This is a genomic window from Hahella chejuensis KCTC 2396, from assembly GCF_000012985.1.
GTDB lineage: Bacteria > Pseudomonadota > Gammaproteobacteria > Pseudomonadales > Oleiphilaceae > Hahella > Hahella chejuensis.
On sequence record NC_007645.1, the window covers coordinates 6,217,535 to 6,231,205 of the forward strand.

A 13,671-nucleotide genomic window follows, 5' to 3' on the forward strand; every position below is an offset into this window, starting at 1 on the left:
AAAAATCGAATCTCACCCAACTATTTTTATCTACCTGAATATCTCTTACTTACGGCGTTCCAGCTTGGGGGCATTTTTAGCTTTTGTTGTTTTTTTACTTCATTTTTGCAACTCCACATTCTAACGCCAGCATGAACAAAAAAACAACAAAGCATCTTATTTTTAACCAATATCTGGCTTAACGCTTTAAGAAAAACACAAAAAAGCCGCTTATCTCAGTTCGAGAGAAAGCGGCCTTGGTAGTGAAAAAAATCAAAAAAGAAAGAAAAACTACTTAAATTTCTGACCGCCTCGTCAGATTGACGAGGCTCGCAGCACGCGCAATGTTTCCAGGCAGGCGTTCAATGAGTGGTAGTCACACTTTGCGCCAGCCTCACTCTTCTTATCAGTGACTTTAGAGTTATCCGCATTGAGGATTCGATACCAGGCGCCATGGTCATGGTCGACAAAATGCGCCCAGGAATATTCCCAAAGACGTTCATACCAGCGCCAGTAGCCTTCGTCTCCTGTCGTCTCGCCCAGCAACGCCGCCGCCGCGAAACTCTCCGCTTGCACCCAGAAATATTTATCGTCATCGCAAATACTCTGGTCTGGAGCAAAACCGTAAAACAATCCGCCGTGACGATCATCCCAGGCGGCTTCCATCGCCCGATCAAACAGCTCCCGCGCCTTGCCGATCAGCCAGGGTAAATCGGTGTGACGGGCGAGCATCAGCAACAGTTTGGTCCATTCCGTTTGATGACCAGGCTGGAATCCCCAGGGCTTATAGAGGTTCTTTGGGTCGTCTTTGTTGTAGTCCCAATCGATATCCAGGTCCTGGGTAAAGTGTTCCCACACCAACCCGTCAGACTTTCCTCCAAGCTCCAACACGACCTTTTCCGCAAGCGCTAGGGCGCGCGACAGAAAACGTGAGTCCAATGTGGCTTCATAAGCGGCGATCATCGCTTCGCAGGCATGCATATTGGCGTTCTGCCCGCGATAGTCCGACACCTGACTCCAGTCCGCGCTGATTTCATCCGCATAGAGCCCTTGTTGCGGCTGCCAGAAGTGCTTCTCCATAAGCTCCCAGGCCGCATACAGGTCCTCGCGCGCAGACTCTTCTCCGGCGCTGACCGCCGAAGCGAACGCCAGAATCAGAAAGGCGTAACCATAACAATATTGCCGCTGGTCTGCGGGTTGGTAATCATTGAAAGTCCACACATAACCGGGCGCATCCGTTCGCTTGTGCGCATCACGCAGATAGGCCAGTCCGCGCCCGGCCCATTCCAGCCATTGCGCCCGCTCTTCTTCGTTGCGAGCCTGCAAAAACTGGTGCGCCTGATAAAAGTTGAACGTCATCCGGCAACTGCTGACCAGATGCTTGTCTCCCGCCGCAAACACGCGTCCGTCGTCATAATAGTTTTGAAAATAGCCGCCCCGTTCGTCACGGCCTGCACGTAAATAGAAGTCCAGTATCTCGCGACTATGCGCCGTTAAAAAATCCCTGTTCTTAAAGTTCATTCACCCAGCTCCCAAAAACGACCGACTTCAGACCAGTCAGGCAACGCAGGAAAAGCCCCTTGTCGACTCACGGTTAATGCGCCGCACTGAGAAGCGAAACGCACCAGTGCTGCGACCTGGGATTGTGAATTGAGCAACGCCGTCTGGTCACCGTATTTCGATAACCCAAACAGTATGGCGCCCATAAACGAATCCCCCGCCGCCGTGGTGTCCACCGCCTTCACAGGCGGCGTCGCTTCTTCTCCAGAAAACGCGAGGGAAATATAACGTATAGGCTTACCGCCGTCCGTCACCAGAATCAGTTTCACGCCTTGCTGCAGCCATTGCTGACAAAGGGTATCAGAGTCGCCGTCGGCGGCGAGATACTCCAATTCATCCAGAGACAGCTTCAACAAATGCGATGCGGCCGCGAGGCGGGTGATCACTTCTTTATCCGCTTTTCCCGTCGCCCACAGGTTATGGCGCAGATTCACGTCAAAGCTGATGACGCAGCCGGCGTCTTTAGCCCGGCTTAGCGCCGTCTCGGTTACGGCGGCTATAGCCGGCGTCGTGAGCGTGTTAGAACAGTAATGAAAGACAGAAGCGCCCGCGAACCAGGCCGGAGCGACCTGCTCCGCCAGCAAAACCATATCCGCGGAGCCATCGCGGTAAAAAGAAAATGTACGCTCACCCGAATCGTCCAGCATCACGAACGCCAGGGCGGTTTTCGCCGTGGGGTGAAACAGCAGCTGGCTGGTGTCCACGCCATACGCCTGCAGGGCATGAGCCTGGAAACGCCCGAACTCGTCATCGCCTACCTGCCCCGCAAACCGGGCGTCGCCTCCCAGCTTGGCGATAGCCACCGCCACATTGGCTGGGGCGCCGCCTGGAAACTGCTTGAACTTGCGCAGACGCAGAGGGGCTTCCTCATCCTGCCCAATATTCAGAAAATCAATGAGGGCTTCACCAAAACAAACGACAGTGCTCATATTTTTTAGTCCGCTTACTTAATCCGGGGCCAATTATTATAGGTCGAAGTCGGCGCTACGTTTATCGCCGAAAAGCCCTGGTTATACACATCTTCGTTTCAGTCGTCTCCTACCAAAGCGCAACTTTTCCGATACTTTTGCGGCGACTCGCCAAAGTATTTCGCGAACACTTCGTAAAACCGCGTCACGGAGGAAAATCCACTGGCGTAGGCGATCTGAGTCACCTGCTCCCCCGTGTATTGCAACATACGTCGCGCATGATGCACCCGCAGCGCGGTCAGATACTCAAGAATCGACATTCCCAGGGTTTTCTTGAACAGCGTCATAGCGAAGTTCTTGTGCAATCCCACGTGATCCGCCACATCGCATACGCTGATAGACGCATGATAATTGTCATTGATGAATTGCAGCATCACAGGAATATGCTGACTGACTTTGAGCCCCGAGACGCCTGGAATCTGTTGATCAGGCGGAGTAAAACAAGCGTCCTTGAACAAGCGCCGCAACAGAAGAGTGATTTCATCCAGAATCAGGTCGTCCAGAGCGGGATCGCGCAACCGCAGCTCCGCCACCCATCGCGCCAACATAGTATCGTCCACCAATCCCGCACAACGCGCGCGACAGGGAGCGCCGTGAAACAATTGTTGCTTCACGCCACAGGAAAGTTGCAGGTTGAACAAGGCGAAAAGAGGCAGTCTGAAGCTGTACGCCACGGCGTCATCGCTAACAGCGCCAAACTGATGGAAATGCAACGCGGAATAACACAAAAGTTCTCCGGCGGACAAAATCATCGTCTGTTGACCATACAGCATTTCAACCTTGCCGCGGGTCAGAATAAGAATCTCCAAATGGCAGTGCTGATGCGCAGTCGCCATGGCTTCCGGCTGGTGGCGCTCGCCTTCCAGCTCAAATCCGTACGGATGGCTTTCTCGGCCATAGGATTGACCAATCATCGCTTCACCCCCTAATTATTTTTATTCAGGTAAAGGCATGCCCGGGACGCAGTCGCTAAGGCAAAGCCTCAGCGAGCGCCAGGAGCTTGATATTTTATTAGTGAACGCAAAAACGCCCGGGGCTGATTCCCAGCAGAAACTCCGGGCTATAAGCTCTAGCCGATGCGGGCCTGACTCTCGATATCGAAGAAAACAGCTTTGGACAGATCGAGCATGAGGTTCATCTTTTCACCCAGCTTGCCCGCGCTGTCAGGCGCCACACGACAGCTCACTTCCGTGCCGTTCAGATGAATGTGCATGACGGTGTCCGGTCCGGTAGGCTCGACCATATCGATCTCAGCTTCCAGCACCATGACATCGGCTCTCTCTACTTCATGCGGATTCACCTGAGTCACCCTTTCAGGACGCAGACCCAGAGTCACCTGCTTGCCGACGTAGTTAGTCAGGCTGGCGCCACGCTCGCCCAGGGGCAGGCTGTAGGTACGGCCATCGCGGGTAGTGACTTTCGCCACCAGGCCGCCGCCTTCATTTTGGATCTGCACTGGAATGAAGTTCATCGCCGGTGAGCCCATGAAACCAGCCACGAAGATGTTGGCGGGTTCGTCATAAATCTCCTGCGGCGTGCCGAACTGCTGCACGATACCGTCTTTCATGACCGCGATGCGATCCGCCAAGGTCATCGCTTCGATCTGATCGTGGGTCACGTAAACAATGGTGGTGCCCAGATTCTGGTGCAGCTTCTTAATTTCCGTCCGCATTTCCACCCGCAACTTGGCGTCCAGGTTACTCAACGGCTCGTCGAACAGGTAAATTTTGGGTTTGCGCGCCAGCGCCCGGCCCATCGCCACACGCTGACGCTGACCACCGGAAAGCTGGGAAGGCTTCCGATCCAGCAAGTGCTCGATCTGCAGCATCTTCGCTACCCGCTCGACTTCCTGCATACGTTCTTCTTTAGGCACCTTACGCATTTCCAGACCGAAGGCGATGTTGTCGCGCACGTTCATGCTCGGGTACAACGCATAGCTTTGGAATACCATGGCGATGTCGCGATCTTTCGGGCTGCGCCCGGAAACATCTTCGCCGCCGATGCAAATTGCGCCGTCAGTAATTTCCTCCAGCCCCGCAATACTATTCATCAGGGTGGATTTACCGCAGCCGGATGGACCAACCAGGATCAAAAACTCACCGTTTTCTATGCTGATGTTAATGCCTTTCAGGACTTCCGTTTTTCCGCCGTAGGTCTTACGAACGTTTTGAATTTCTAATGCAGCCATTTAAGTTAACCTCGAAACTGTCTGTGTTCTTGTGTGAAAGGCGGCGGCGCGCCTAGCCTTTCACAGACCCGGCGGTCAGTCCTCTGACGAAGTATTTGCCGGCCAGTACATAAACCAATAGTGTGGGCAGACCCGCGATAATCGCCGCAGCCATGTGCACGTTGTACTCCTTCACACCGGTAGAGGTGTTGACCAGATTATTCAACGCGACAGTAATCGGCTGAGTATCGCCGCTGCCGTAGACAACGCCGAACAGGAAGTCGTTCCAGATTTGCGTGGTCTGCCAAATGATCGTCACAACGATTATCGGGCCGGAGATAGGCAACAAAATACGCCAGAAGATCGTAAAGAAACCTGCGCCATCCAGTTGCGCGGCTTTCACCAGCTCCCCTGGAATATTTATGTAGAAGTTGCGGAAAAACAGGGTTGTAAACGCCATGCCGTAGACGATATGGACGAAAACCAAGCCGGTCGTAGAGTTCGCGAGACCAAGCAATCCCAACGTCTGCGCCATGGGCAGCAGCACAACCTGAAAGGGAATAAAGCATCCGAACAGCAACAGACCGAACAGCAGTTCACTGCCACGAAACTTCCACTTGGTGAAAACATAGCCGTTCAACGCACCAAGAAAAGTGGAGATCAACACCGCCGGTACGACGATCTGAACCGAGTTCCAGAAGTAGCTTTCCACCCCTTCGCAGCGGATGCCGGTACATGCTCCGCTCCAGGCTTTGGACCATGCGTCGAGGACAAACTCCTTCGGCAGAGAAATCAGGTTGCCGCTGCGGATATCGTCCATGGTCTTGAACGAAGTCAGCACCATGACCAGCAGAGGCAACAGGTAGAACAACGCTGCGGTAAGCAGCAGCGCATAGATCACGCCGCGATGAATACGGCTCCAATTAAAGGAGGATGGCGCAGTTTGACTAGCCATTGCGGGACCCTCTCAATTCGGAATACAGGTAAGGAATCAGGATGGCCAATACGCCGCCCAACATCAGCATCGCACTCGCGGACCCCAAGCCAATCTGGCTGCGAGTGAAGGAATGCGCATACATAAAGGTCGCCGGCAAGTCGGTGGAATAGCCGGGGCCGCCGCCAGTCATGGCCGCAACCAGATCGAAACTCTTGATAGCGATGTGGGACAAAATGATGAACGCACTGAAAAATACCGGACGCAGACTCGGCAGAATAATACGGCGATATATCTTCGGCATGCTTGCGCCATCAATCTGCGCCGCCTGAATAATCGAGCTGTCGATACCACGCAAACCCGCCAGGAACATCGCCATAACGAAACCTGAGGACTGCCATACGGCGGCGATCACCAAGGTGTAGATCGCCATATCCGGGTCCACGATCCAGTCAAAGGTGAAGCTTTCAAAGCCCATGTCGCGCACCACCTTCTCCAGCCCCAACCCGGGGTTCAGCATCCATTTCCAGGCGGTGCCGGTAACGATGAAAGACAAGGCCATGGGATACAGGTAGATGGTTCTGATAGCGCCTTCCTGACGGATCTTCTGATCCAGCAGTATCGCTAAAAACACACCTAAAGCGAGGCAGACCAGGATGAACAATCCGCCAAACACCCCCAGATTGGTGCAAGCCACCAACCAGCGGTCGTTCTCAAACAGCTTTTCGTATTGAAGCAGCCCGACAAAATCATACGATGGCAGGAAGCGCGAATTGGTCATAGACAGGACCGCCGTCCAGATGATGTAGCCGTAAATAAAGACCAGCATCATGACGAACGTCGGAGCCAGCACCATTTTTGGCAGCCAGCGCTCCAACCAGGCCAGACCGCCTTTCGCTTTTGCAGTTGCTTCGGGACGATCGTGTGCGCCCATGGATATCGCCCTCATGGTTCCCCTCGTTAAAGGCAAGTTTAGGATAGAGATAGGGGTTGCGCGCGCAAACAGGTTAGTTCACGCGCGCCAAGCCGATTACATTGCTGCTTTTACAGCCTGAGCCAGCTTGTTGACCGCCTCTTTAGCGGACTGACTGTCGTCATTGAAGAAGTTGGTGACGACGTCATAGATAGCGCCCTGGATATAGGACGTGGTGGACATGCCATGCGCCATACTGGGCACTAGATCGCCAGTGGAAGCGGCGGCGTTGAAGGCGTCCATAGAAGCCTCCGCACAGCTGTCGAACTTGTCGCGAGCCATGCCGCTGCGTACAGGGATAGAGCCTTTGTTCAGGTTAAAGGTTTCCTGAAAGGTCGGCTCCATGATCAGACGCGCCATCGCATCCTGCGCTTTGACATTGGCGTCACTGTTCAGTTTGAACATAGCGAAGCTGTCGATGTTAAAAGTGAACTGGCCGGAAGTGCCGGGAGCAGGCAAACACATGTAATCTACGCCAGGCTTCTTGCCTGCTGCAGTAAACTCGCCTTTGGCCCAGTCGCCCATCACCTGCATCGCGGCTTTGCCGTTGATGACCATGGAGGTGGCGATGTTCCAGTCGCGACCGGCTGCATCTTTGTCGATGTATTTACGCATGCTCTTGAAGGTTTCGAAGATCTTAACCATCTTCTCGCTCTTCAAGGTATCTGCATCGTGCTTAACAAAGGCTTTGTTGTAGAACTCACTGCCGCCCATGCCCAAAGCAATGGCTTCGAACAGAGTGGCGTCCTGCCATGCCTGACCGCCGTGCGCCAGCGGAATGAAGCCCGCTTTTTGGATAGCGTCAGCCGCTGCAGGGAATTCTTCCCAAGTGGTTGGGATGCCTACGCCCGCTTTACGGAAAACGTCTGGGTTGGCCCACAGCCAGTTCACCCTGTGCACGTTAACCGGAACAGCAACGTAGTGGTTTTCGTATTTCATGACGTTGGAGACGACTTCTGGGAGCAGTTTGTCCCAGTTACCGGTCTTGGCGACGGAGTCCAGGTTCGCCAGCAGGCCGAGGTTCGCCCACTCCTGAATGTCCAGACCTTTGATCTGGGCTGCTGCAGGTGGGTTTCCAGATACGGCTCGTGATTTCAGAACGGTCATGGCGCTTTCCCCGCCACCCCCGGCAACCGCAAAGTCTTTCCAGGTGTGCCCTTCTTTCTCCAACAATCCTTTCAATACTGCGACAGACGCCGCTTCACCGCCGGAGGTCCACCAGTGGAGAACCTCAACTTCGCCCGCCTGTGCTGAAGTTGCCGCTGCGATGCCAGAAAGAACGATAGGAGCAAGAGCTTTTTTAATTCGTTTCATGACCAAACCTACTGTTTATTGTTGTTTAAATAAAAGGTTCGCCATTCCCGATTGAACAATCCCGATGGGATAATTAGGAAGGCTGAAAACCTCTGATTACGCTCAAAGGTTCACTGAGTATAGGGGGGGAAATACTGGAGCGGGGTAAGATAGAGCAACCTAATGTAACAAAACCTTAAAAACCTTGCAGCTTCCCAACAGCCACAATTAAGCAGTGCTTGGCAGGCAACGGGCCAGACTCAGACTTCCTGATACTGCCTTGGCAGCCAGACTTCCACGACAAAGCCGCCCTGCTCATGGTTTCTGACCTTCAACCTGCCGCCATGGGCATGGATAATATTGCGGGCGATGCTCAGACCAAGACCTGATCCGCCGGTGTTACGATTGCGGGACTTTTCTAACCTTACGTAAGGTTCGAAGATGCGATCCTGCTCCATTTCAGGCACACCCGGACCGAAATCCCGCACTGCGACATGTACGCCTTCCTGCACATCTTCCAGAAACACTTCCGCCTGATGCCCATAAAACAGCGCATTATCAATGATGTTGCTGAAGGCTCGCTTGAGCGCCAGCGGCTTGCCCCAGAACGGCTGCTCCAGCAAGCCGGACAACGTTACTTTCTTGCGCTGCAGATCAGCGCCTTCACAGATTTGCTGTAGTAAATAGTGGAGATCAATATTAACGGGGTTCTCATGCACCGTAGTGTCTTTGACGCACTGCAATGCGCCGTGCACCATGTGATCCAGGTCTTCCAGATCCTGTATGAATTTGCCCCGTTGGGCGTCGTCATCCAGCATTTCCGCGCGCAAACGCAGACGGGTGATCGGCGTTTTCAGATCGTGGGAGATAGCGGAAAACAGCGTTTCCCGATCCTGAATATAACGTTGAATGCGCTCCTGCATGGAGTTGAAGGTGCGCGCCGCCGCTACCACTTCTGTACTGCCCTCTTCCGGCAGCGGGGGACGCTCGATGTCCTTGCCCAACTCATCCGCAGCCCGCGACAGCAATTTCAACGGACGGGTCAGCCAACGCACCACCACAAACAGCGACAACACCACCAGAATCACCGTGATGCCCATGAACCATAGGCGCTCAGCAGGAAGATAGTCGCCTTCGATAAGACCATCCGGGGTAGGCAGCAATGTCGCCAGATACAACCATTCATCTTTTTCCAAACCTATCTGCACCACTAAGATCGGCGTTTTCTGGGGGTGCAACAGCAGACTGTGATGTCCCCATCCCGGCGGTAGATCCAGCAGCCGGATGTCGTTGTTAAAAACACGCAGCGACTCAGCGAAAGAAAACTCGGAAATGATCTCCACCTGACGGCCCAGCTCCCGCTGCAGCACGGAGTCCACCTCCTCCAGCACCCAGCGCTTCAAGTCAGTATCCGGCGTCGGACTGATATTGATGAGTTCGCTGTTAAAGGTGACGAAAAAGCGCGAGCCGCCCATGCGCCGCAACTGATCCAGTACGATATGACGGTATTCCACCGGTAAGGATTTAAAGAAGCGAACAGTAGAGGCGATACTGAACGCCAGGTGATTGGACATGCTCAGCACGTTTTCCTGATTACGGGTTTTAATCTGCGCCACCCAGATCAGGCTGGACAGGGCTTGCGCCGCCAGTACGGCGATAACCAGGACAATCACCATGCGCGATAATAAAGACCTTGGGACCAGACGCGTCAGCCCCCGACGGGCGCCTCGCTTAATCCCCATATTCGCGCTCAACCGGAACCGCTAAGACATAGCCGGAGCCGCGCACGGTTTTGATCAAGGTGGGATTCTTGGCGTCGTCGCCCAAACGCTGGCGTAATCGACTCATATGTACGTCGATGCTACGGTCCAGCGGAGAACATTCGCGCCCGTGCAACACGTCGGATATTTCATCCCGGCTTAACACTTCATTGCCCTTTTCCAGAAACAGACACAATAAAGTGTAGTCGGCGCCGCTAATGGCGCTCTTATCGCCGTTAGGCTGCACCAGCATGCGGGACGTGGTGTCCAGAACCAGATTGCCGAAACGATAGATCTTAGGTTGCCCGGAAGGCGCGCTCTGTTTGGGCTGCACCCGGCGCAGAATCGCCTTCATCCGCGCCAGTAACTCGCGAGGATTGAAGGGTTTGGCGATATAATCGTCAGCCCCCATTTCCAGACCGACGATACGATCCGTGTCATCCGCATTCGCGGTCAACATAATGATGGGAACAGTGGACGACTTGCGCAGACGCTGGCAGATAGTGAAACCATCGTCGCCAGGCAGCATGATGTCCAGAATAATCAGATCCGGCGTCACACCCTCCAGCAGTTTGAACAGCGTTTCGCCATCCTCAGCCGGAGATACGTCAAAACCATTTTTGGAAAGATACTGGCTCAGCAATTGCCGAATTTCCAAATCGTCGTCCACAACGACTATATGCTTGTTTTTGTGGGTCATCGCTGCTTAAAACTTAACCTCGTAAACTGTGCGCGATCATAACACAAAATTATCTCCGTCCCAGTTGTGATTGTACTTCTGTCGCATGCTTCGGTTGCGGACAGTCATTACTCACTTTTTGGCCATAATCTGTATAATTCGCGCACTTTTCGTCAAACCAGCCCTTTGCGGAGCTTCCATGTACGTGTTTCTGGATTTCTTTGGTATTGCTGTATTCGCCATCTCCGGCGCGCTTGTCGCCGGACATAAGAAACTGGACGTTTTCGGCGTGCTTGTGGTCGCCCTGGTAACCTGTCTCGGCGGCGGCACCCTGCGCGATCTGGTGTTGAACGCTCACCCCGTCGTGTGGATAGCCAACACCACCTATCTGGGCGTGGGCATTATCTCCGCCCTCGCCACTTTCGTGCTGGTCCGGCTCAAACGCACCCCCTTGCACATGTTGGAAGTCTGCGACGCCATAGGTCTGGCCTTTTTTACTATCGCCGGTACGCAAAAAGCGCAGGCGCTGGGCCACAGCTTTGAGATTTGTTTGCTGATGGGCATCATGACCGGGGTCGCCGGCGGCGTCCTACGGGATATTATATGCAATGAGATCCCACTGATTTTTCATCGCGAGATTTACGCGACCCCGGCGATCGCCGGATCTTTTCTATATCTGACACTGAGTTATTTCAATATTGATACAGACGTCGCCGCCTTGTCAGGCATGGCGGTCACTCTGGCGTCCCGTCTTGCAGGGGTGTACTTCAATATCAGTTTGCCCGCATTTCTCTTTTCTGAAGATGGAAAGGAAAGTCCCAAGCCGGACTAGATGGGCCGCTTTAGCTGTGAGAAAGGCTTGAATCCGCCGCTTCAGCGTACGATTATGCCTTTCTGACCGCCAGCGCATTAACTATCCAAGGAGTATGCCCATGCATGAGTACTGGACCGAGTTTCTTACAGTCGCCCTCGCCCACCTTCTCGCCGTCGCCAGCCCCGGACCGGATTTCGCCGTGGTAATGCGCCAGAGTCTGTGCCGCGGACTGAAGCCCGCGTTGTGGACCAGTACAGGCATTGGAGCAGGCATACTTCTGCACATCACCTATTCATTATTAGGTATTGGACTACTGATATCGCAGTCCGTCGTCGCATTCAACGTATTAAAGTGGATCGGGGCCGCCTATCTAATCTGGGTAGGATTTCAGTGCCTGCGCGCCAAACCCCAGCCTCTTTCTGACGAGCCTCTGCAACAAACGTTGCCTAAAGAGACCGCCTGGCAGGCGTTTCGTCTGGGCTTTCTGACCAATGTGCTTAACCCCAAAGCCACTCTGTTCTTTGTCGCCCTGTTCTCGGTCCTGATCAGCCCTGAAACGCCCAAATGGATACAAGGCGTCTACGGCGGCTGGATGTTCATAGCGACCACTCTGTGGTTCTGCGGATTCAGCTTTTTCCTCTCGGGAGAGCGCGTACGCCGCGTTTTCCAACGTTTCTCACATTGGATCGAGCGGGTAATGGGAGTAGTGTTATTCGGCTTGGCCGCCCGGCTGTTCGCGGCGACACGAGATTAAGAAGTTCGGCTAAACAATACAGGGGCCGCAGTGAAGGAATGTGAGAGGCGAGCGGGATATCTCGCCCCTCTCGTTTCAGCTCTCGCATTGAGAGCCGAATCGAACACAGAATTTTCCGGCTATTACTTCGCAGGCAGCTGTTCGTACAAATCGGACAACAAACGCTCCGTTTCCCCCCAGCCTATGCATCCATCAGTAATCGAAACGCCGTATTGCAACGGTCTGTCTGGATGCACCTTCTGATTGCCTTCCTGCAGATAACTTTCCAGCATGACGCCCATGATCGTGGAGCTGCCTGTTTTAAGCTGACGCACCACTTCATTCAGCACTTTGGATTGATTGCGGAAGTCCTTTCGGCTGTTATCGTGGCTGCAGTCGACCATCAGGCGCACTGGCAGGCCGTGTTTTTCCAGCGCTTCGCTGTATTCTCTAACGCTGCCTTCATCGTAATTGGGGTTGCCTCTACCACCGCGTAGCACTAAGTGAACGTGAGGGTTGCCGAGGGTTTTGCGCATTTGGGGACGTCCGCAGGTGGACAAGGTGGGGTAACAGTGAGGGGAGCGGCTGGACTGCATGGCTTGTATCGCCACTTCCACTCCGCCGTCCGTCCCGTTCTTGAATCCGACTGCGGAGGTCAGGCCGCTGGCCATCTCTCTGTGCAATTGACTCTCTGTGGTGCGAGCGCCAATCGCCGTCCAGGACACCAAGTCCTGCAGGTAGTCCGAGACTATAGGACTCAACGCTTCCGTCGCCAGGGGCAGGCCAAGATGAGCCAACTCGACCATCAGCCTTCTGGCCTTGTCCAAACCGTAGGCCATGTGGTGAGAGCCATCTAATAGAGGGTCGTACACCAAACCTTTCCAGCCAACGGTAGTACGGGGCTTTTCTACGTATGCGCGCATAACGATTTGCATGCGGTCATCCAATTGCGGCTTCAGTTCCGCCAAGCGACGACCGTACTCCAACACGCCATCGGTGTCGTGTACGGAGCAAGGGCCGACAACGACCAACAAACGCGGATCATCGCCGTGCACAATATTGTTGATGGCTGTGCGCGCATTCTCCAGCTGAGTAGCCAGATACGCGTTAACGGGGTAGCGGTGCCGAAGTTGATTGGCGGAGGGCAGGATATCGCCCATCGGCTGTATTGGTGGCTCCATATGTTTCAATGTCTCGTCGATAACTGCTCTTGCCTTGATTCCCATCGACTTTACGCCGGATTCTTTGACTGTCGCTGCCTGGTTCATTGGTTCTCTCCCGATATTACTCTGTGTCTGCATTCGATTCGTAAGTTAGTGATTCAGTTTAAAATCAATAACTAAATCGAGACTGACACCACCATCTAGGCAGAAAGCGACCGCACACATCACTATGTTGAAGCGCCGGCGCCGGTTCCCTGTCCTCATTAGTATACGACTGATTACCCATCATGACCTTACCCTGTTGATTACCTGTTTGCTTCAATTCAACTGCCAACGACACCTTGTTGATTCGCAGCTTCCGGTCTCGCGAGGGTATAAAAAAAGCCCCGGAGACATTTGCCTTCGGAGCTTCTTTGAGAGTTCTTCCGGAAGGCAGTTTCGTTAAACGCGCCTTCCTGTAAACCTATGTATGCGGGGGCTCGTTAACGATGGTTATAAAAATAAAACCAAAAATGCCAACCGCTAAAATACGCACGAACGCCAGCAATCGCTGCATTGCTGGAGAAAGATTTGAAAATGTTGAGAGTGTTGTGCGTATTCATGGATTAGATACTAACCTGCGGTTTTAACAAAAAGCAACTGCAAACG

Annotated in this window: 12 protein-coding genes; 2 read left to right on the forward strand and 10 right to left on the reverse strand. The window is 53.6% G+C overall.

Annotated features, from left to right (window positions below):
* Positions 1–294: 294 nt before the first annotated feature.
* The 9 genes from HCH_RS27330 to HCH_RS27370 all read right to left on the reverse strand — a co-directional run bounded on the left by HCH_RS27330 (position 295) and on the right by HCH_RS27370 (position 10,334).
* On the reverse strand, positions 295–1,500 hold the full coding sequence (locus HCH_RS27330; RefSeq protein WP_011399783.1) for an AGE family epimerase/isomerase: 1,206 nt from the start codon (positions 1,498–1,500) through the stop codon (positions 295–297).
* Positions 1,497–2,468 carry a carbohydrate kinase family protein gene (locus HCH_RS27335; RefSeq protein WP_011399784.1) on the reverse strand — a complete coding sequence of 324 codons (972 nt, stop codon included), beginning with the start codon at positions 2,466–2,468 and terminating at the stop codon, positions 1,497–1,499. Before HCH_RS27335 ends, HCH_RS27330 begins: the two co-directional genes overlap by 4 nt.
* Positions 2,469–2,566: 98 nt before the next feature.
* Positions 2,567–3,421, reverse strand: a complete 855-nt coding sequence (locus HCH_RS27340; protein WP_011399785.1) for a helix-turn-helix domain-containing protein — start codon at positions 3,419–3,421, stop codon at positions 2,567–2,569.
* Positions 3,422–3,576: 155 nt separating this feature from the next.
* Positions 3,577–4,695 carry an ABC transporter ATP-binding protein gene (locus HCH_RS27345; RefSeq protein WP_011399786.1) on the reverse strand — a complete coding sequence of 373 codons (1,119 nt, stop codon included), beginning with the start codon at positions 4,693–4,695 and terminating at the stop codon, positions 3,577–3,579.
* A 52-nt stretch (positions 4,696–4,747) separates the two neighbouring features.
* The gene (locus HCH_RS27350) at positions 4,748–5,629 is read right to left on the reverse strand and encodes a carbohydrate ABC transporter permease (protein ID WP_011399787.1); all 882 of its coding nucleotides are present in this window, start codon (positions 5,627–5,629) and stop codon (positions 4,748–4,750) included.
* Entirely contained in the window at positions 5,622–6,557 is a 936-nt protein-coding gene (locus HCH_RS27355; protein WP_011399788.1) for a carbohydrate ABC transporter permease, read from the reverse strand. Before HCH_RS27355 ends, HCH_RS27350 begins: the two co-directional genes overlap by 8 nt.
* A gap of 81 nt (positions 6,558–6,638) precedes the next feature.
* Positions 6,639–7,895, reverse strand: a complete 1,257-nt coding sequence (locus HCH_RS27360; protein ID WP_011399789.1) for an ABC transporter substrate-binding protein — start codon at positions 7,893–7,895, stop codon at positions 6,639–6,641.
* Positions 7,896–8,134: 239 nt separating this feature from the next.
* Positions 8,135–9,616, reverse strand: a complete 1,482-nt coding sequence (locus HCH_RS27365) for an ATP-binding protein (protein ID WP_011399790.1) — start codon at positions 9,614–9,616, stop codon at positions 8,135–8,137.
* Positions 9,606–10,334 carry a response regulator gene (locus HCH_RS27370; protein ID WP_011399791.1) on the reverse strand — a complete coding sequence of 243 codons (729 nt, stop codon included), beginning with the start codon at positions 10,332–10,334 and terminating at the stop codon, positions 9,606–9,608. The genes HCH_RS27365 and HCH_RS27370 overlap by 11 nt, the downstream gene beginning before the upstream one ends.
* A gap of 178 nt (positions 10,335–10,512) precedes the next feature.
* On the opposite strand from HCH_RS27370, the gene HCH_RS27375 reads away from it, so the two are divergent.
* On the forward strand, positions 10,513–11,145 hold the full coding sequence (locus tag HCH_RS27375; RefSeq protein WP_011399792.1) for a trimeric intracellular cation channel family protein: 633 nt from the start codon (positions 10,513–10,515) through the stop codon (positions 11,143–11,145).
* Between the two features lie 100 nt (positions 11,146–11,245).
* A complete protein-coding gene (locus HCH_RS27380; RefSeq protein ID WP_011399793.1) occupies positions 11,246–11,881 on the forward strand; it encodes a LysE family translocator in 636 nt (211 codons plus the stop codon).
* A 122-nt stretch (positions 11,882–12,003) separates the two neighbouring features.
* Here the strand turns inward: HCH_RS27380 and HCH_RS27385 are convergent, their stop codons facing one another.
* A complete protein-coding gene (locus HCH_RS27385) occupies positions 12,004–13,128 on the reverse strand; it encodes a 3-deoxy-7-phosphoheptulonate synthase (RefSeq protein ID WP_011399794.1) in 1,125 nt (374 codons plus the stop codon).
* Positions 13,129–13,671: the final 543 nt, after the last annotated feature.